19 protein-coding genes are annotated in these 18,088 nt (G+C 38.3%); 7 read left to right on the top strand and 12 right to left on the bottom strand.

All coding sequences use genetic code 11. The features are described from left to right. Positions 1 to 22: 22 nt before the first annotated feature. Positions 23 to 820: an ABC transporter substrate-binding protein gene (locus AC6I5C_RS09750; protein ID WP_497904990.1), complete on the top strand. Its 798-nt coding sequence runs from the start codon at positions 23 to 25 to the stop codon at positions 818 to 820. On the opposite strand, the gene AC6I5C_RS09755 is transcribed toward AC6I5C_RS09750, so the two are convergent. The 3 genes from AC6I5C_RS09755 to AC6I5C_RS09765 form a co-directional block, all read right to left on the bottom strand. Beyond that, positions 789 to 1,016, bottom strand: a complete 228-nt coding sequence (locus AC6I5C_RS09755) for a Lacal_2735 family protein (protein ID WP_123812122.1) — start codon at positions 1,014 to 1,016, stop codon at positions 789 to 791. The genes AC6I5C_RS09750 and AC6I5C_RS09755 overlap by 32 nt on opposite strands. Positions 1,017 to 1,097: 81 nt before the next feature. Beyond that, the gene (locus AC6I5C_RS09760; RefSeq protein WP_053975657.1) at positions 1,098 to 1,316 is read right to left on the bottom strand and encodes a Lacal_2735 family protein; all 219 of its coding nucleotides are present in this window, start codon (positions 1,314 to 1,316) and stop codon (positions 1,098 to 1,100) included. 318 nt (positions 1,317 to 1,634) lie between these two features. Further along, the gene (locus tag AC6I5C_RS09765; RefSeq protein WP_497904991.1) at positions 1,635 to 2,345 is read right to left on the bottom strand and encodes a DUF4197 domain-containing protein; all 711 of its coding nucleotides are present in this window, start codon (positions 2,343 to 2,345) and stop codon (positions 1,635 to 1,637) included. A 212-nt stretch (positions 2,346 to 2,557) separates the two neighbouring features. On the opposite strand from AC6I5C_RS09765, the gene AC6I5C_RS09770 reads away from it, so the two are divergent. From AC6I5C_RS09770 to AC6I5C_RS09780, 3 genes are all read left to right on the top strand, one after another. Beyond that, a complete protein-coding gene (locus AC6I5C_RS09770) occupies positions 2,558 to 3,136 on the top strand; it encodes a hypothetical protein (RefSeq protein ID WP_497904992.1) in 579 nt (192 codons plus the stop codon). A gap of 258 nt (positions 3,137 to 3,394) precedes the next feature. Further along, positions 3,395 to 6,814, top strand: a complete 3,420-nt coding sequence (locus AC6I5C_RS09775; RefSeq protein WP_497904993.1) for a methylmalonyl-CoA mutase family protein — start codon at positions 3,395 to 3,397, stop codon at positions 6,812 to 6,814. Positions 6,815 to 7,005: 191 nt separating this feature from the next. Next, a complete protein-coding gene (locus AC6I5C_RS09780) occupies positions 7,006 to 8,304 on the top strand; it encodes a DUF445 domain-containing protein (protein ID WP_497904994.1) in 1,299 nt (432 codons plus the stop codon). Positions 8,305 to 8,555: 251 nt separating this feature from the next. Here AC6I5C_RS09780 and AC6I5C_RS09785 read toward each other — a convergent pair whose 3' ends face one another. Beyond that, entirely contained in the window at positions 8,556 to 8,951 is a 396-nt protein-coding gene (locus tag AC6I5C_RS09785) for a hypothetical protein (RefSeq protein WP_053975652.1), read from the bottom strand. Positions 8,952 to 9,069: 118 nt separating this feature from the next. Between AC6I5C_RS09785 and AC6I5C_RS09790 the strand changes: the two genes are divergently transcribed. Further along, positions 9,070 to 9,513, top strand: a complete 444-nt coding sequence (locus tag AC6I5C_RS09790) for an Lrp/AsnC family transcriptional regulator (protein ID WP_076664223.1) — start codon at positions 9,070 to 9,072, stop codon at positions 9,511 to 9,513. 3 nt (positions 9,514 to 9,516) lie between these two features. Here AC6I5C_RS09790 and AC6I5C_RS09795 read toward each other — a convergent pair whose 3' ends face one another. Beyond that, complete coding sequence (locus tag AC6I5C_RS09795) at positions 9,517 to 10,485, bottom strand: YpdA family putative bacillithiol disulfide reductase (protein WP_497904995.1); 969 nt, start codon at positions 10,483 to 10,485, stop codon at positions 9,517 to 9,519. A gap of 17 nt (positions 10,486 to 10,502) precedes the next feature. Further along, positions 10,503 to 11,714 carry an MDR family MFS transporter gene (locus tag AC6I5C_RS09800; protein WP_497904996.1) on the bottom strand — a complete coding sequence of 404 codons (1,212 nt, stop codon included), beginning with the start codon at positions 11,712 to 11,714 and terminating at the stop codon, positions 10,503 to 10,505. Between the two features lie 235 nt (positions 11,715 to 11,949). Between AC6I5C_RS09800 and AC6I5C_RS09805 the strand changes: the two genes are divergently transcribed. Further along, positions 11,950 to 12,552, top strand: coding sequence for a DUF1684 domain-containing protein (locus AC6I5C_RS09805; RefSeq protein WP_497904997.1), 603 nt, complete (start codon positions 11,950 to 11,952; stop codon positions 12,550 to 12,552). A gap of 15 nt (positions 12,553 to 12,567) precedes the next feature. Here the strand turns inward: AC6I5C_RS09805 and crcB are convergent, their stop codons facing one another. The 6 genes from crcB to AC6I5C_RS09835 all read right to left on the bottom strand — a co-directional run bounded on the left by crcB (position 12,568) and on the right by AC6I5C_RS09835 (position 17,605). Beyond that, positions 12,568 to 12,933, bottom strand: a complete 366-nt coding sequence (gene crcB / locus AC6I5C_RS09810; RefSeq protein ID WP_053975647.1) for a fluoride efflux transporter CrcB — start codon at positions 12,931 to 12,933, stop codon at positions 12,568 to 12,570. Positions 12,934 to 12,942: 9 nt separating this feature from the next. Next, on the bottom strand, positions 12,943 to 14,004 hold the full coding sequence (locus tag AC6I5C_RS09815) for an SRPBCC family protein (RefSeq protein WP_497904998.1): 1,062 nt from the start codon (positions 14,002 to 14,004) through the stop codon (positions 12,943 to 12,945). Positions 14,005 to 14,464: 460 nt separating this feature from the next. Next, the gene (locus AC6I5C_RS09820; RefSeq protein ID WP_497904999.1) at positions 14,465 to 15,088 is read right to left on the bottom strand and encodes a response regulator; all 624 of its coding nucleotides are present in this window, start codon (positions 15,086 to 15,088) and stop codon (positions 14,465 to 14,467) included. Continuing rightward, positions 15,085 to 16,860, bottom strand: coding sequence for a tetratricopeptide repeat-containing sensor histidine kinase (locus tag AC6I5C_RS09825; RefSeq protein ID WP_497905000.1), 1,776 nt, complete (start codon positions 16,858 to 16,860; stop codon positions 15,085 to 15,087). Before AC6I5C_RS09825 ends, AC6I5C_RS09820 begins: the two co-directional genes overlap by 4 nt. Then, entirely contained in the window at positions 16,860 to 17,279 is a 420-nt protein-coding gene (locus AC6I5C_RS09830) for a hypothetical protein (RefSeq protein WP_497905001.1), read from the bottom strand. Before AC6I5C_RS09830 ends, AC6I5C_RS09825 begins: the two co-directional genes overlap by 1 nt. Positions 17,280 to 17,419: 140 nt before the next feature. Beyond that, positions 17,420 to 17,605 carry a hypothetical protein gene (locus AC6I5C_RS09835; RefSeq protein WP_307899859.1) on the bottom strand — a complete coding sequence of 62 codons (186 nt, stop codon included), beginning with the start codon at positions 17,603 to 17,605 and terminating at the stop codon, positions 17,420 to 17,422. A 78-nt stretch (positions 17,606 to 17,683) separates the two neighbouring features. Here AC6I5C_RS09835 and AC6I5C_RS09840 point away from each other — a divergent pair, with 78 nt between their 5' ends. Continuing rightward, a complete protein-coding gene (locus AC6I5C_RS09840) occupies positions 17,684 to 18,070 on the top strand; it encodes a pyrophosphohydrolase domain-containing protein (protein WP_497905002.1) in 387 nt (128 codons plus the stop codon). The last annotated feature ends 18 nt before the right edge of the window (positions 18,071 to 18,088 follow it).

An 18,088-nucleotide genomic window follows, 5' to 3' on the forward strand; every position in this document is an offset into this window, starting at 1 on the left:
AAAGTTATCTCCTCAGTTTTCAATGAAAGTCTTCAAGGATCAGCTTTATAGATCGGTTTTTTTACATGATACACCTAAGCGTATTGTGTCTTTGGTGCCTAGCCAAACGGAGCTTTTATGCGATTTAGGTTTACGGGATTCTTTGGTAGGGGTGACCAAGTTTTGTGTGCATCCTAACGATATCAGGGAACAAGTGGAGGTGGTAGGAGGAACCAAGCAAATCCACGTGGATAAAATCAAAGCTTTGCAGCCAGATATCATTCTGTGCAATAAAGAAGAGAATACTCTGGAGATTGTGGAGGCTTGCGTGGGCATTGCTCCGGTGCACATTAGTGATGTTCTAAATTTTTCTGATTGCTTGGAGCTTATTGGAATGTATGAAGAGATGTTCTCGGTTGAAGATCAAGCTGAGGCATTAAAAAATTCGCTGCGTTCCCAGCTTGAGGATTTTAAAAGTTTTATGGAAGGTCGACGTCGATACAAGACGGCTTATTTCATATGGAAATCCCCTTGGATGGTGGCAGCTAGCGATACCTTTATAAATTATGTGATGGAGTTGCAAGGGTTTGACAATTACTTCAAACAGTTGTCAAGATACCCTGAAATTGATTTAAATGAAGCGGCTTTGGAAGATGTGGAGCTCATTCTGCTATCCAGTGAGCCTTACCCGTTTAAAGTTGACGATACAAACATTTTTGAGGTCATTTCACCCACTGCCAAAATTCTATTAGTAGATGGTGAAATGTTCTCATGGTACGGTTCAAGGCTCACCCAAGCATTTGAGTATTTCAAAAGGCTGCATCAAGAGCAGGTGAACTAATGCCTTTGAGGCGTGATATTCTCCTTCTAAGTTTTGAAGCTTCATGGTATAACACGTCGCTCAAACCAGAATCGGTTTGGGTCAAATTATATGCTTCTTCAATGAAATTGGAATGTTTTTTTTCCAAATCGTTCAGACTTGATACCTTCTCAAGGTTCGGTCTGATAGTTCCTACTTTACAGAAATGTTTGTTCATAAACTTGTTGCTTTTATATACTATAAATACGCCCCAATGAGAGGTTTAGACGTGTTGTGTGCGTTAAAAAAATGTAAAATTTCAATTTATGGGGGCAGGAGGTGTGGGATGTATCAATTCCCTTTCCCTGCTTAGGTATTTGAGCTCGTTAAGTTTGTTGAGCAATTTAATGGCTTTGTACTCTGAAATGTCGCTTAAAGCCGAATCTGTTTGGCGCAAATTGTAAGCCTGCTCGATGAGTTCTTTGTACTTTAGAAGGAGCTTCTGCTGGTAGCTTTTTAGTTCGGACGACGTTTTCATTTCTAGAACAATTAATATTTTTAAATATATCTAAAATATTGTTAATCAGCAAGTTAAAATATTGCTATGTTCATAAAAAAATCGGCCCTGATGAAGAGACCGATTTAAAACTAACTTACTAATTCTAATTTTGTGAAGAAACTTTCATTTTTTTGCTAACACTACAAAGATGTGGCTTTATTCAATAACTAATGTTATGTAAATATTAGCTTTGGATTAACTTTCATTTAATAACTTAAAGATAATGAGTTTGTTAAATGTGAAATGTTTCTGATGTTCTTCTAAATAATGAGAGTGTACCTTGTTTAAGAGGGTTGCTTAGTCCTGCATGGCAAATACGTCCTGTAATAAATCTGTAGTTCGGGAACTAATATCAGTCCTAATATTGGCTTCCTCCACGGCAATCATGGTATAGACACCCTCCAAAGCTTCTTTGGTTACGTAATCTGTAAGGTCAGGATTGACATCTTTAGTGAAAGGAAGGCTGTTGTATTTGCTTATTAAAGCTTCCCATATTTTGTCGGCACCTACCTTTTTAAAGGAGGCATTGATAACCGGGTGGAACTTTTGGTAAAGTTCTGTCTGTGTTTTATCGGTAAGATATAAGGTCGCAGCATTGTCTTCTCCCATCAAGATGTTTTTGGCGTCATTAAAGGTGATTTCTTTAACTGCATTTACAAATATTGGAGTAGCTTCACTTACGGCATCTTCGGCCGCTCTATTAAGTACTTTGATGCCTTCATCGGCGAGGTGTCCCAGTCCTACATTTCTAAGAGCTTTATCCACCTTTTGAATGTCTTCTGGGAACAAGATCTTAACTAATTCATTTTTGTAGAAACCGTCCGTTTGGGTAAGCTTGTCTACTTGTTTTTCGATTCCTTGGTCAAGAGCTTCTCTTAGGGCTTCGGCTATATTGGCATTGCCAATTATTTCTTCGGTATTGATAGGGAGCTTGTCTAATAAATCTTTCAACTGTGCTTGGGTGCTTAGGGAAATTAAGCAAATGAAGATGGTAATCAATTTTCTCATAGGGCTTTCAATTTAATGGTGTCAAAAATACAAAAGTGGTGCCATAAATTGTGAATAGCCAAAGTTTATGTTTGAATAGATAATATAAATCCTTAAAATTTGAATAGAAATTATTAATTATTAAATTTATAAGATTGTTGTTTGTTGATTTGATAATTTACGCAACGGTAAATTGATAAATGCACAATTGTAATTTAGTAATGTGAATTGATATGGAAACTCCTGAACTGAAAGTTGTGAGTATTTATAGCAAAGGTTATAAAAAACAATTGCTGATATCGAGCTCTGAAGTGATTACCTTAACCTCGTTCCTTAAAGGGGTTATTAAAAATGAGGTGCTGGTAATAAACACCAATCTAGGAGTGGATATATATTATTTTGCCATGGTGGACCATACCAATTTAATAGTAGATACTTTCTTGCTTTTAAAGACAAGTAACGGACAGAGCCGTGAGGAGTTCATTATAAAATCATTAAATCACCAACAAGGTATTGCCATCGAAACCCAAAGGTTTTTTGCTAAACTCGTTAAAAATCCCTTGTTGTTCAAGAGTTATTCCAAGAGTTTGGCCCATCAAATCAAAAACTATTACAAGCCATCTTCAACTTTAATCAATGAATTGCTTTCTCTTTGGAAAATGGAACTAATTAAAGCACCTCACAACAGTTCTATAGACAGTACACTATTACCTTTGATAATGTCACTTACGGCTTCGAATATTGAGGAAGATAGTCAACCTGTGGTAGAAGCCTTGATCCGTGAGGCTATGAGCATGAGAAACAGCAATTGATTTCATAAAGAAAGAACAGTTTAAAACTCCTTCTAGAAGGCCATAAATTATACGAAAATTGCAATGTCCTTCATAATCCTCAAACGTTTTAGATAATTTAAGATAAACAGGGTATTTTTTTGAATAATCCTTAAATTTGCGTTTCGAAAATCAGGGCTGATTGGCAAAGAATCATTTGGTTAAGAGATAGTTTTAAAGTTGAAACTGTCTTAGGTTCTTGATTTTCAGTTTAAAAACTAATTCAATAGCTTACTATAGATGAAACAGATAGCACCTTACAAACCTAAACATAAAGTAAGAATCGTGACTGCCGCCTCGCTTTTTGACGGCCACGACGCTGCCATTAATATCATGCGCCGAATCATTCAGGCCACAGGAGTGGAAGTAATCCATTTGGGACACGACCGCAGTGTGGAAGAAGTGGTGAACACGGCCATTCAAGAAGATGCCAATGCCATTGCCATGACCTCTTATCAAGGAGGACACAATGAGTATTTTAAATACATGTACGATTTATTGAAGGAGAAAGGGGCCGAGCACATCAAGATTTTTGGTGGCGGTGGTGGAGTAATCCTTCCGGAAGAAATCCAGGAATTGATGGATTACGGAATTACCCGAATTTATTCGCCTGACGATGGTCGTGAAATGGGCCTTCAAGGGATGATCAATGATTTGGTAATGTTGTCCGATTTTGCCATTGGTGATTCCTTGAATGGAGAAGTAAGCCATTTAGCAGAGAAGAATCCAAAAGCTATTGCGAGAGTGATTTCTTCAGCGGAAAACTTCCCAGAAGTTGCCAAGGTTGCCTTAGAAGATATTCATGCTAAAAATAAAAACAGCCATACCCCAGTACTTGGAATTACAGGAACGGGAGGTGCCGGTAAATCCTCTTTGGTGGATGAGTTGGTAAGACGTTTTTTAATCGATTTTCCAGAAAAAACAGTCGGGATTATTTCTGTAGACCCTTCCAAAAGAAAGACGGGAGGCGCTTTGTTGGGAGATAGAATTCGTATGAATGCCATTAACAACCCAAGAGTGTACATGCGCAGTTTGGCAACACGTCAATCTAATTTGGCATTGTCAAAATACGTTAATGAAGCTGTGGAAGTTTTAAAAGCTGCCGAGTACGATTTGATTATTTTGGAAACTTCCGGAATTGGTCAGTCTGATACAGAAATTTTAGAGCACAGTGATGTGTCTTTATATGTAATGACTCCTGAATTTGGGGCTGCAACCCAGTTGGAAAAAATCGATATGCTGGATTTTGCCGATTTGGTAGCGATTAACAAATTTGACAAACGTGGCGCCTTGGATGCCTTGCGAGATGTGAAGAAGCAGTACATGCGCAACCACAATCTGTGGCATGCCAACCCAGATGATATGCCGGTATTTGGAACGATTGCGTCGCAGTTCAATGATCCAGGAATGAACTCGTTGTACAAAGCCATCATGGATACTTTGGTTGAAAAGTCGGAGAGTGATTTAAAGTCTACTTTTGAAATCACCAAGGAGATGAGCGAGAAGATTTTTGTGATTCCACCTGCCAGAACACGTTACCTTTCTGAAATCGCAGAAAACAACCGTGCTTATGATACTACTGCTACGGCACAAGTAGAGGTAGCGCAAAAACTGTATGGTATTTATAAAACCACTGAAACGGTTGTAGGCTCAGCACCGGTATTAACACGTTCTGGAGTGGATACCGAAACTTTGGTAGTTTCCGAAGAGAACAAATTATTATTGGAACTTCTAATTAAGGAGTTCGACAGAATGAAAATGAACCTTGATCCATACAACTGGGAAGTAATTACAGGATGGGATGAAAAGGTAAACCGATATAAAAATCCAATCTATTCTTTTAAGGTTAGGGATCGAGAAATAAAGATTGAAACGCATACAGAATCTCTGTCGCACACACAGATTCCTAAAGTAGCCCTTCCAAAGTACCAAGCTTGGGGGGATATTTTAAGATGGTGCTTACAGGAGAATGTTCCAGGGGAATTTCCATATACTTCAGGACTGTATCCGTTTAAGAGAACGGGGGAAGATCCAACACGTATGTTTGCCGGAGAAGGTGGGCCAGAGCGTACCAACCGTCGTTTCCACTACGTAAGTTTAGGAATGCCTGCCAAACGTCTGTCAACAGCATTTGATTCGGTGACTCTTTATGGGAACGATCCAGACCATCGTCCCGATATCTATGGAAAGATTGGAAATGCAGGAGTTTCTATTTGCTGTTTGGACGATGCCAAGAAATTGTATTCAGGATTCAATCTTGCCGATGCCATGACTTCGGTAAGTATGACCATTAATGGGCCTGCACCAATGTTGCTGGGATTCTTTATGAATGCGGCAATCGATCAACAATGTGAGATTTATATTAAGGAGAATGGTCTTGAAAAAGAAGTGGAGGCAAAAATTGCCGAAATCTATAAAGGAAAAGAGCGCCCAAAATATAATGGGGAATTACCTGAAGGAAATGACGGCTTAGGATTGATGCTGTTGGGCGTTACAGGAGATCAAGTGTTGCCTGCCGATGTCTATGCCGATATTAAAGTTAAAACTATCGCTCAGGTGCGCGGAACAGTTCAAGCGGATATTCTTAAGGAAGACCAAGCCCAGAACACTTGTATTTTCTCTACGGAATTCGCTTTGCGATTGATGGGGGATGTTCAGGAATACTTTATCGATAACAACGTTCGTAACTTCTATTCGGTGTCTATTTCTGGGTATCATATTGCAGAGGCAGGGGCTAATCCAATTACCCAATTGGCATTGACCCTTGCGAATGGCTTTACCTATGTGGAGTATTATTTGTCACGACAAATGGATATCAATAAGTTTGGACCAAACTTGTCGTTTTTCTTCTCTAATGGTATCGATCCTGAATATGCGGTTATTGGTCGTGTGGCGCGTAGAATTTGGGCTAAGGCCTTGAAGCATAAGTACGGAGCCAATCCAAGAGCGCAGATGTTGAAATACCATATTCAAACATCAGGACGTAGCTTGCATGCCCAAGAGATAGACTTTAATGATATCCGTACTACTTTGCAGGCGCTTTATGCTATTTACGATAACTGTAACTCGTTGCATACAAATGCTTATGATGAAGCCATTACAACGCCAACAGAAGAATCGGTACGTCGTGCTATGGCAATTCAGTTGATCATCAACAAGGAATTAGGCTTGGCTAAAAATGAAAATCCAATTCAGGGATCCTTTATCATTGAAGAATTGACTGATTTGGTTGAGGAAGCTGTGTTGGCAGAGTTTGATAGAATTACAGAGCGTGGTGGTGTGCTTGGAGCTATGGAAACCATGTACCAGCGTTCTAAAATTCAAGAGGAAAGTTTGTATTACGAAACCTTGAAGCACAATGGGCAATTCCCAATTATTGGGGTGAATACCTTCTTAAGCAGTAAGGGGTCTCCAACGGTAATTCCAGCGGAAGTGATTCGTGCGACGGAAGAAGAAAAGCAATTCCAAATTAAAACGTTGGAAAACCTTCACGAACGTTATGCTAAAGAGGTTGCTGAGCAATTGTCTGCAATACAGTATGCGGCTATCAATAACCAAAACATTTTTGAAGAGTTGATGGAAGCCACGAAATTCTGTTCACTTGGACAAATTACCAATGCGTTGTTTGAAGTAGGTGGTCAGTACAGACGTAATATGTAGATTGAAAACATAACAATTATTGAAAATCCCGAGAAGAATCTTCTCGGGATTTTTTTATGGAATTTTCAAAAGAAAGGTATCTTATGGATTAGGGTTTTGAAATGCTTTTTAAATTATTTGGTTGATTTTGTTTTGATTAAGGTCTTAGGTTTCAGGATTTTTTAAGACCTTAGAAAGACCAAACTTTCAACATGAAAAAAAATAGATTAGGAAACCTGTCTTTGGCTTTGGCTGTTTGCTTCATGACTGTAGCTCTCGTCTTGAAGAAATTGCATTTATATGAAGGTGATCTTTTGGAGATACTGTTGGCAGGATTTGAGGCCGCAGTGGTTGGTGGTGTCGCCGATTGGTTTGCGGTAAGAGCTTTATTTCAGGAAATCCCCATTCCTTATGTAAAACGCCATACCAATATCATTGTAAAAAGTAGGGAGAAGTTGTCTGCCGGTATTGTTGACTTGGTGAACAACGAATGGCTTTCCAAAGACATGCTAAGGGATAAAATTGGAGGCATATCCTTGGCCAAGCCTATTCTGGAATATTTAATGGACGGGGACAATCAAACTGCTATTCAACAAACTCTTAAGCCAGAACTGGAAGCCTTGTTGTTGCAGTTGGACGCTCCCAATGTGGTGTCTGGTCTGGAGGATTTGTTACGTCCCGCTTGCAAGGGAAATAATATTGCGGAGCCTTTAGGCCGTTTTTTAAAGCAAGTAGTAGAGCATAAGGAACATTACGGAATGCTCAAGGTGTTTTTGGAGGTGCTGAAAGAAAAAATTGCAGACCCAGCAACTTTGGAGTTTTTAACGACTGAAGTGGAGCTTCAGGTGAAAAATCAGAAGAAGAAGGGCTCTGTACTTAAAGGGGTGTTGGTTGGAGCTGGCCAGATATTAGGAGCTATAAAACCTTCAAAAATAGCCAAAGGGATACAAGAACAGTTGTATGAACTGATAGAGGAGATGCATGAGTCTCCCGAGGATCATAAAATTATCCAGGCATTGGACAGACAGCTTTACGATTATGGAGACCGTTTGACCTCGGAAGACCATCCTGCTATTGAAACCATTAATGCGTTTGGAGAGCAATTCCTGTTGCGCTTGATTGATTCTGGTATGGTAAAACAGGCTTTAACAAGAGTAAAAGAGATCATTCACGAACAAGTATTTCTAGGGGAAACAGAACACACCCAACTTTTAAAGGAGAAAGTGAATAGAATGTTGCATGGCTTTTACAATGATGTCTCGAAATTGGAACGTACCGATGCTTGGTTAAAGAGCACTTTATTGGAAGTAATAGATAAACACCACCATCGCATAGGGGAATTGGTTGGGGAAAGCTTGGCAAAACTATCAAATGTTGAGTTGGTGAAACAAATAGAGGAAAAGGTTGGGGAGGACTTACAGTACATTAGGTTGAATGGCGCTTTGGTAGGTGGGCTAGTAGGAATGCTTATAATGGTGTTTAAAATTTATGTCTTGGATGTGCATCCTTGATGGCATAATAAAAAGACTTGGGGTGATGTGGATACTTAGTAGAAATAAAAAAGCCTTTCCTGTATTTAACCAACCAAAAATTAGGGAAAGGCTTAGTAATAAAAAGTTCTTAGAGACAATTCTAAATTACTAATAATGAAGTGTATTTCAGTAAATTGTACGTTTAGTTATACACAAAGTTTTTAACAAAAAAACGGAAGCTGTTGAGCTTCCTGATATGTGTACGGTATTTCTATAGTGCAAATAAAACTTTAAAGGGTAAGCATCCAAGAGTGCTGTAACCTTTTAAAGGTTTTAAGCTCGCGTCTTAGCAAAGGGATATAATCCTTGCCGTTACTGTTACATTTTTCCAATCTACGGCAATTCCTGTAGAGCCTGTTGGTCATTCTTCTTAGGGCCGCAATATGTTTGTGGCGTCTTTCAGAATAGCGTTCCATTTCGGCCTTGACAATTTCTGGAGCCAGGGAAGCCGATTGTTGTACAATGTCTCCCGTAAAATAAATGTGATGGTCTTCGGTACCATCTTCACGGAGATAATTCAGATCCTGATTTAAGTATGTAGAAATGCTTCTAGATAATATGATGATATCTATAGCTTTTTGATACACAGGTAGTTCTGAGAAATGGGATGGTAAATGAGGTAACATAGTTTAATAGCAATTTATATCAAAATTAAGGACAAGATTTTAGATTCAGCTTTAATAATTAAAGTAAAAGTGTATATTTGGTTTAATTATTATTTTTTTTAGTTAAAAAACTTTAAAAATGAGTATTGATACTTTGAATTGGAAAATATTGAAGTGTTTGCAGCAAAATGCAAGGCAATCCAATGCTGAAATTGGGAGACAGGTGGGCATTAGTTCGCCTGCAGTTTCGGAGCGTATCAAAAAAATGGAAGATGGTGGAATTATAGAGGACTATCATACTACCGTTTCTTACTTTGAAGCGGGCTACCAGCTCAAGGCGATTATTACACTTCGTGCCTTTATGGGAAAGCTCAAGCCCTTTTTGGAAAAGGTGAAAACCTATGATGAGGTATTGAACTGTTACAGGATTACCGGAAATGAAAACATTGTTATGGTAGTCATCCTAAAACATCAAAAGCATTTGGAGGCTTTTATTGACCAACTTATTGTGTACGGAGAAAGCAAAACTCAAATTGTTCTTTCTGATGTGGTCAAAAATGGCTATATCAAACCTCTTAAGTAATAGTTAAAGGGTTTGGGAAATATGCTCAGCTATTTGTTTGGCATGGATACGTGAATTTTCAATAAACCATTTATGGGTTTCCATACCTCCGCAAATCACGCCGGCAAGATAGAGTCCAGGAATATTGGTTTCCATGGTTTCTGTGTTATAGGTTGGAATATGTCTCTCATCATCACTAAAGGTAATATTGGCCGCCTCCAATAACTTAAAATTAGGTTGATACCCCGTAAGAGCGGCAACATAATCGTTGGGGATGCTGATGCTTCCTTTTGAAGTGTTTACCAAGACTTCACTTTCCTTGATTTCTTGTATTTCTGAATTAAAATAGGCTTTGATGCTTCCTTCTTCAATGCGGTTGAGGATATCTGGACGTACCCAATATTTAACGCGTTCACCAATATCATTACCTCGAATCACCATAGTGACGTCTCCACCTTTGCGCCAAATTTCCAAAGCAGCATCTACAGAAGAGTTGCTGGCACCTACCACAATTACCTTTTGCATGCTGTAGGGATGTGCCTCTTTATAGTAATGGGTTACTTTAGGGAGTTCTTCTCCAGGGACATTCAGTAGTTTTGGGATATCATAAAAACCAGTGGCGATAATTACTTTTTTTGCATGGTAATTCTGCTTTTCCGAAGTGACTATAAATTGCCCATTTTTTTCAAGAATGCTTGAAACTTCTTCGTATAAATGAATTTTCAATTGGTTGGAAGTGGCTACTCGACGGTAATATTCCAAAGCTTCATCCCGGTTAGGTTTTGGGTTGTTGCTAATGAAAGGAACATCGTTAATTTCCAATCGTTCCGAAGTAGAGAAAAAGGTCATATTCAAAGGATAGTTAAAAAGCGAATTGGTAAGGGCCCCCTTTTCCAAAATCACATAATCAAATCCTCTTTGTTTACATTCAAGGGCGCAGGCAATACCTATGGGGCCTGCGCCTATGATGATAATGTCTTTTTCTATTTTCAAAATGCTAAATCTTTAGGTTATTGGCTAATGTTTTGATAGGCCATTTTATGCTTTAAAAATACTAATAGTAGCACACAAATCAACATGATTGCTATGATAATGTACCAAGTGCTTTCAAAACCTACTTGCTCAATGAGCTGCATGCCTGTATTGTGACCAAATATGTGGGCAATGGCAAAAGCCATACTGTACAGCGCCATGTATTCCCCTTGATTACCTCGTGTAGCCCTTTTAAGAGCAAAGGCATTGGAGAAGGGGAAGGCTATCATTTCGCCTACTGTCATAAATAACATTCCTACAATCAAAATGCCTACCCAAGAGCTAAGGTTAAGAACCAAAAAACTCAATGCTGTAAGTAGGGCACCTGAGATTATAAGACCGGTTTTGGTATACTTCAAGCCTTCGAGCCATTTTATAAGCGGCATTTCAAAAACGGCAATAAGTAAACCGTTCATTCCCATAAGCAACCCTATTTGAAATTCAGAAAGCATTCGTTCCTTTTCATAATAAAGGGGCATGGTAGAAAAGTATTGTAAAAACACGATACTGAACAATACCATGGCAATCAAAAATAGGATGTAAGGCCCATCTTTATATGCCGATTTTGGATCTGGAGCAATGATGTCATCCTGAACTCTAGCGGTTTTGGGATTGAGTACATTGAGCAACAAAATACCAGCGACTATACAAGTAATGCCATCCACCCAAAAGAGTCCTGCATATCCCAAAGTGAGAATGATCATCCCACCAATGGCTGGCCCAGCCGAAAATCCCAAATTGATGGCCAGACGTATCAAAGTCACTGATCTGGTTTTGTTTTCCGGTTTGCTGTAGGCGCTCAATGCTACGAACCCAGCAGGGCGGAACATATCAGCTACAGCCATCAACATTCCAACTCCTAAAACCATGCCTATAAAACTGCTGATAAATTGCAGTCCTATAAATAAGAACCCAGATACCACAAGGCTAAAGACCATGACTTTGTAATAGCCCAGTCTGTCTGTTAATTTACCCCCTAGCCAGGAACCCAAAACCGAGCCAGCTCCAAATGCAGACATAATCCATCCAACATCACTAAAAGAAAAGTTGAGGCTCTTAGTGAGGTAAAGGGATAGAAAGGGAACCACCATGGTTCCTGCTCGGTTAATGAGGGTAATTAATGCCAACCACCAGACTTCTTTGGAAAGTCCCTTAAAGGAGCTTATATAATTGTTGAAAATTCGTTCCATGTTTGATTAATGTAAAATTGATGCATAAAAAAACGTCCGACATAAGCCGGACGTTCTACAGATATATTGTTTGGTTACAATCAACACAATCGTATAAGCGTCCAGCTTCTAGGCGAAGAGGTATAGGTTTGCTTATTTCTTGTGATGACTGAAAGCATGATATTCTTAAAAGTTTGAAATCCAAAGCTATGCAAAATAACTTTAAGTTGTATTTTTGATGGCGAAAAAAATGTATATGAGATTCTTAATTTTTTTATTTCTGGGAATTTTTGCTTTGGGATGTGCCCAAGATAAGCAGCCAATTTTAGGTGAAACAGCCTTTCAAAAAAAGTTAAATGCCGAATTTAGGGATGCTACAATGTCCCCATTGACCGATGAAGACCGAAAGGGTTTTAAGGGCCTGTCGTTTTTCGATGTAGATTCTTCCTATGTGGTCCCTGCAACATTACACCGAACTCCAGATTCGCCATGGTTTTTAATGAAAACAACTACGGATAGAGAGTCCAAGGAGCGAGTATACGGCGTTTTGAAGTTTGAATTAAAAGGAAGTTCTTATGAGCTTAAAGTTTATCAAGGAGAGGAATTGATGACACAAGAAGGATTTGAGGACTATTTGTTTTTGCCATTTTTGGACAATACCAATGGAGATGAAAGTTATGGGGGTGGCCGATATATAGATTTGAAAATTCCTGAAGGTGATAGCCTCACCATAGATTTCAATAAAGCATACAATCCTTATTGTGCTTATAATGCACGCTATTCGTGTCCTATCGTGCCAAGAGACAACTATCTCAATACAGAGATTAAGGCAGGTGTAAAGGCTTATAAAAAGAAATAGGTGTTAGCCCGAAAGTTATTTCACCAAAAACATTCCCAAGAACACTGCCAAAAAGCCAAGGATAAAACTTGCAATGGTATAAATGGCAAAGCTTGTGAAATCACCAGTTCTTAAAAAGACATGGTTTTCATAGGCAAAGGTTGAGAAAGTTGTAAATCCGCCACAGAAACCAGTTGCCAAAAACAGGGTTTGGCTCTGGGAAAGGGTGTCGTTCTTTGCTGCCAATCCCAATATAATACCGATAAGTAAACTGCCTAAAATGTTGGCGGCAAAAGTGCCGTATGGAATACCGGTTTCATGGCTGTTCCAAAGCTTCCCAATCCCAAATCTAAGCACACTTCCAAAGCCTCCTCCCAGAAATACAAGTAATAAATGTTTCATGGAAGTAAGTTAAAGGCTGTTTGTTTCTGGAGTTGTATTGCTACTGTCGTCCTTAATGGCAATATAGATTTTGGTCACCCATTCTGCAGGGTTTGGGGTTTGAATAGGATCTGTAAGGTAGGTTTCCAACATAGGACCATTTTCCTGAAATTCATATCCATGTTCTGGTACATATTTCAAGGCCATGTCCCAAACTTCTTTTAAATTGTCGTAGTTACCCGTAAGCGTAGTTTCTACAGCTCTAAAGGCATCCATATATCCTGTTAGAATGTCACTTCCATCAGCAGTAATAACTTGAGCTGTTGTAGGAACACAACATGAAAAAATGGTTGCGTTATTGGCCTCGTCCCATTTAATGTAGTTAATATATGGAGCTCCAGCGATGGAAATATTATTTGCTGAGGCATATTGAATGACTTTGGGAAGCATTTCTTGCATTTTAGCTTTTACTTCTGAAATTTTGCAAGATGTGGTATTATAAAGATAAAACCCACCACTATGCTGAGTCACACCATTGACTTTGATGTTGTAAATTTTCATGGATTCCTGAAGCACGCTATCCAATTTAACTAAGCCGCGCTCAAAATCGGGTCCAACCATATTGTCGAATCCTCCATTAGCCAGCGCATAGGCTTTATACATAAAGGGGAGTTTATCGGCGGACATGGTCCAGGTTACTTTCGTTTTATTTGGTTCTAAGGCTTCAAATTTCCAATGGATATTGGAGGGCTCATAATTGTCAAATCGTAATTCCTGATCAATGGATGTATTATCTTCTATTTCTTTAGTTTTCATTGATCCTTTCCCGTGGGAGTCTGTCCAAGAGTACGATCCGCCAACTCCTAGAGTGTTTTCTCCCAAAGTTATGGCGGTATTGGGATCTTTTTCTACCCAAGGCGACCAAGCTCCCCAATTTTTAAGGTCAACCACGTTTTTATAAGCTACGGAGACGGGAGCTTCTATGGTGAGTTCACGCTTAACCTCATAAGAATTTGGTTGTACGGCAATGTAAATCGCTAAGGCGATACAGGCTATAAGGACAAGAAATAGAAAGTATTTAAAAAATTTCATTTTGAAGACATTGATGTTAATCAAAGGTAATCAATTTTGAAGAAATTTAATTTTGTTCATAGTAATAATGTAGGTGTTTTTGTATACAAAAAATCCCCGATGACGGGGATTTAATTAGCTAAAAACAATTGAATGTATAAAATTTATACTGCTACCATACTATAGGCTAATGGAGAAGGGGTTTCTAGCTTTGGTTGGTTGTTTCAAAGATCTTATAACGTCAAGCATTTAAGAGAAGGTAAATATATGAGTACATTTTGTAGTAAAAAATCCCCTTTATAGGGGATTTTTTGATAGTTGAAAACGTAAAATATTCCCTTCAACCTAAACGATGTTTCAACTAGGTAGCCAAAGATTTCTCTTGGGCAGGTTTAGATTGACCCGAAGGCATTGTTCTAAATAGCGGAGTAAAACTAGCGAACCTCCTTATATAAAACCATCCGTGATAATGGGGATATTTTTAAAATCGGTATTTTTTTTCTAGAGCGTAGCGCATCAATTCACCTTTGCCTTGTAGCCCTAGGATTTTAATCATGTTTTTACGGTGGGTTTCCACAGTTCTAACACCTATAAAGAGCTCATCGGCAATTTCCCTAGAGGTTCTTCCCTGTGCCACAAGTTCCAAAATTTCAATTTGCCGTTTGGTAAGAATCCCTTTTTTTGAAGTTGCTTCGGAGGTGTTTAAGGCATTGGTATTGATGTTGGCATCAAAATAGGTGTTGCCTTCGGCTACAGTTCTAATGGCCGAAAGTACTTCTGTTAGCGGAGAGTTTTTCAGGATGTAGCCAGATGCTCCTGCCTCAAGCATTTGATTGATGGCTTCTGTTTGATCAAACATTGAAAAGGCCAAAACATTAGTGGCGGGTGACAGGTTTTTAATTTGTTTGGTCGCTTCAATACCATCCATGATAGGCATTCTAATATCGGTTAAAACCACATTGGGGGTTTTGCTGTTGACAATGTCTAGAAGTTTTTCGCCGTCATTGGCAGTACCTACTACTACAATGTCATTTTCAAACTCTAACAGTAATTGTATGCCATCTATTAAGGATTGATGGTCTTCTGCAATTGCTAATCGTATCATAGGGGAATATCAATAATTATGGTGGTGCCTTTGTCGGGTTCAGATTCAATGGCCATGGAGCCATGTAGGTGGTCTACTCGTTTGTCGATACTGCCAAGTCCCATGCCATCACTTTTTGAAGTTATTTTGCTTGGGTTGAAGCCTTTTCCGTTGTCTTCAACCATGATATTTAAGCTGTCGTCATGATTGGTTAGGTGAATAGTCACTTCTGTGGCATTGGCATGTTTGATAACATTGGTTGTCAACTCCTGAATAATTCTAAAAATGGTAAGTTCCAAACTGTTTTCCAGTCTGTTTTCTAGGCCATAATCAATTACATCAATGCAAATTTTATTGGCATAAGAAATTTTATCAGCCATTTGTTGTACGGCCTTTAAAAGACCTTGTTTTGCAATAACTCCAGAATTTTTGGCATGGGCAATACTTCTCACTTTGTTGTAAGCTTCGTCTATTAAAAGATTAGTGCGCTCAAAAAGTTCTTTGTTTTGCTGGCCGTTTAAACTATTGAAGTGCAACTTGACGTTGGCCATTAATCCGCCAAGGTCATCATGAAGATCATTGGCAATGCGCAAGCGCTCCTTTTCCTGCCCTTCAATCATGGCGTCAATAGCTTTCAGCTCCTGTTCTTTTAAAACGGTTGCTAGTTTTTGTGTTTGCAGTTCCTTTTCATTTTCGGCCAGTTTTTGTTTTCTACGTGTGTTCTTTTGAATCAAGTACGAAACTATCGCTACTGAAATTAAAAGGACAACGGCCAAAATTAAGAAGTTTCGGTTTCTTTTTCTAGCAGCTTCAGTTACTAGATTATCGGCTCTCAGTTTTTCATTTTGGTAGCGGGCTTCTACTTCGGTGATTGAGGCGTTTTGGTCTTTAAGGTTGATGATTTCCTGAATGGAATCGGATTTGGAAAAGTATTTATGGGCATTTTTAAAGTCGTTCAATTCAACATATGTGGAATCAATGTTTTTATAGAGTGTTAGGTAGCTTTTATGGGCTTGTTTGGATAGGTGTATATCTTCAGCGGAGGTATAGTAATTCAGAGCCTTTGAGTAGTTTTGGTTTCTACGATAGTAATTACCTAGATTGTTAAAAAAAATGAATTTGTAATTTTTATTTTTACTTACTAGGGTGTCTTGATCAAAAAGCTTTAGGGCGGCTTTGGTTAAGATTATTGCCGAGTCCTGATCTTTGTACATCCTACTGTGTATGGAACCTAAATTGGACAAAATCCCAATTTGTATTTGTGTGCTATCAATTTTTCTAAAGTAGGAAAGGGCTTTGTTGTAAAAATATTTGGCCGAGTCTAATTCTCTAGCATTGTGAAATGCTATGGCTTTTTGATTGGCAATCGTCCCTAGCCATTTATCACTTTTATGTTCTTGAGCGTATTCAATAAGATTGTTGAGGTAGAGGTCTTTTTCGGATTCTAAATTTTTTTGGGAATCCAATAATGAATAAATTTCATAATTGGTTTCTGCAATTTGCTCTTCTTGTTGGTGTTGGGTAAAAGATTTTAAGGCTTTTTTAAAATATAAGAAAGCAGAATCTTCTTTGTTGAAGTTATTATAAGCTTTTGCTAAAGCTAATTGGTAACTCCCTTTAGCAGGAGTTTTGTTTGGGATGTCATCAATGGTTTTACGGTATTGTATAATTGCCCTGTAATTCTCATTTTTCTTTAAGGAATCAAGGGTATGTAATAAATTTTGCTCCTGTCCGAAGCAAATCCCGGCCAGGAGCAAAAATAACAAAGTTGAGAAACTGAAAATTTTGTTCATTAAGCTTTTCTAATAATAATATCTCCATCAATTTCTTTAAGACCATTAGGCATTGGCAGGGGAGATGGATAGGTGCTGCCGAAAGAGGCAACTTGGTTCTTTAAGGTTGATAATGCAGAGGTAGAATTGGGATCTAGAAAAACATAAACAATTAATTCGTCTCGAAGGTTAGATATCGGAAATCCTGAAACAGAGCTTAAATCTATTTCCATATCAATGAAATCTACTATAGGAGAAGTTGGAGTAGAAGTAGCTCCCGTTATTTCAATTGCAAGAGCACAAAGGCTTGTGCTCGAAATATTTTTTTTTGTAGCCGTAAGCCCCCTTTCCGTAACTGGGATTTGTAGATATAATTTTTTTGTAGATGTACTAAAGTAATTCTTGGTGTGATCCGCTAAGCTATATCTTTTTGTAGCCATAAGATTGTTGGTTTTAGTTAGTAAAACAATATTGCGAAGTAACGCCATTCAACTATTTTAAACCATCCCCGATACTGGGGAAATTTATAAGGCATAGAGGTGAGGCAATACTCCAATAAAAACTAAAACTAAGGTTTTTACTACATAAAAACAAACTTGATGGCAGCAATAAATAGTATAAAGGCTATAAAACCGATTAAGATCCAAACCGTTCCCTTATAGTACTTTCGGTGAAGTTTTAAATCCTTTCTATAGGTATAGGTTATGATGGCAATAAATGCGATGGCAAATAAAATCCCGAAAATCCATTGACCTTTTGTAAACATATATCTATTTTTAGGCAAAAATACAGAATCAGTTTATAATCAATTCAAAAAGACATCATAAAAAATAGGATTACTGCAATGAAAAAAAACATCGAGGCGGTTAAAGCCTTTCACACGGCATTCAAGATTGGTCATTTGGAAACCCCTGAAGCTGACCTAGGTCAAGATAAAAACCTGTTGCGTTATAAATTGATGCGTGAGGAAAATGAAGAATATTTGGAAGCCGCCAACAATGGGGATTTGGTAGAAGTGGCGGATGCTTTGGGAGACATGCTTTATATTTTATGTGGGACTATTATAGAACACGGATTACAACATAAAATCGAAGCCGTATTCGAAGAAATCCAACGTAGCAATATGAGTAAATTGGGGGAGGATGGAGAACCTATTTATAGGGAAGATGGAAAGGTGTTGAAAGGCCCTAACTATTTTAAACCGGATATTGCAAGTATTCTAGAGGAATAAAAAAAAGAGAAGCATTTG

The sequence above is a fragment of the Mangrovimonas sp. sgz306409 genome, from assembly GCF_059735265.1.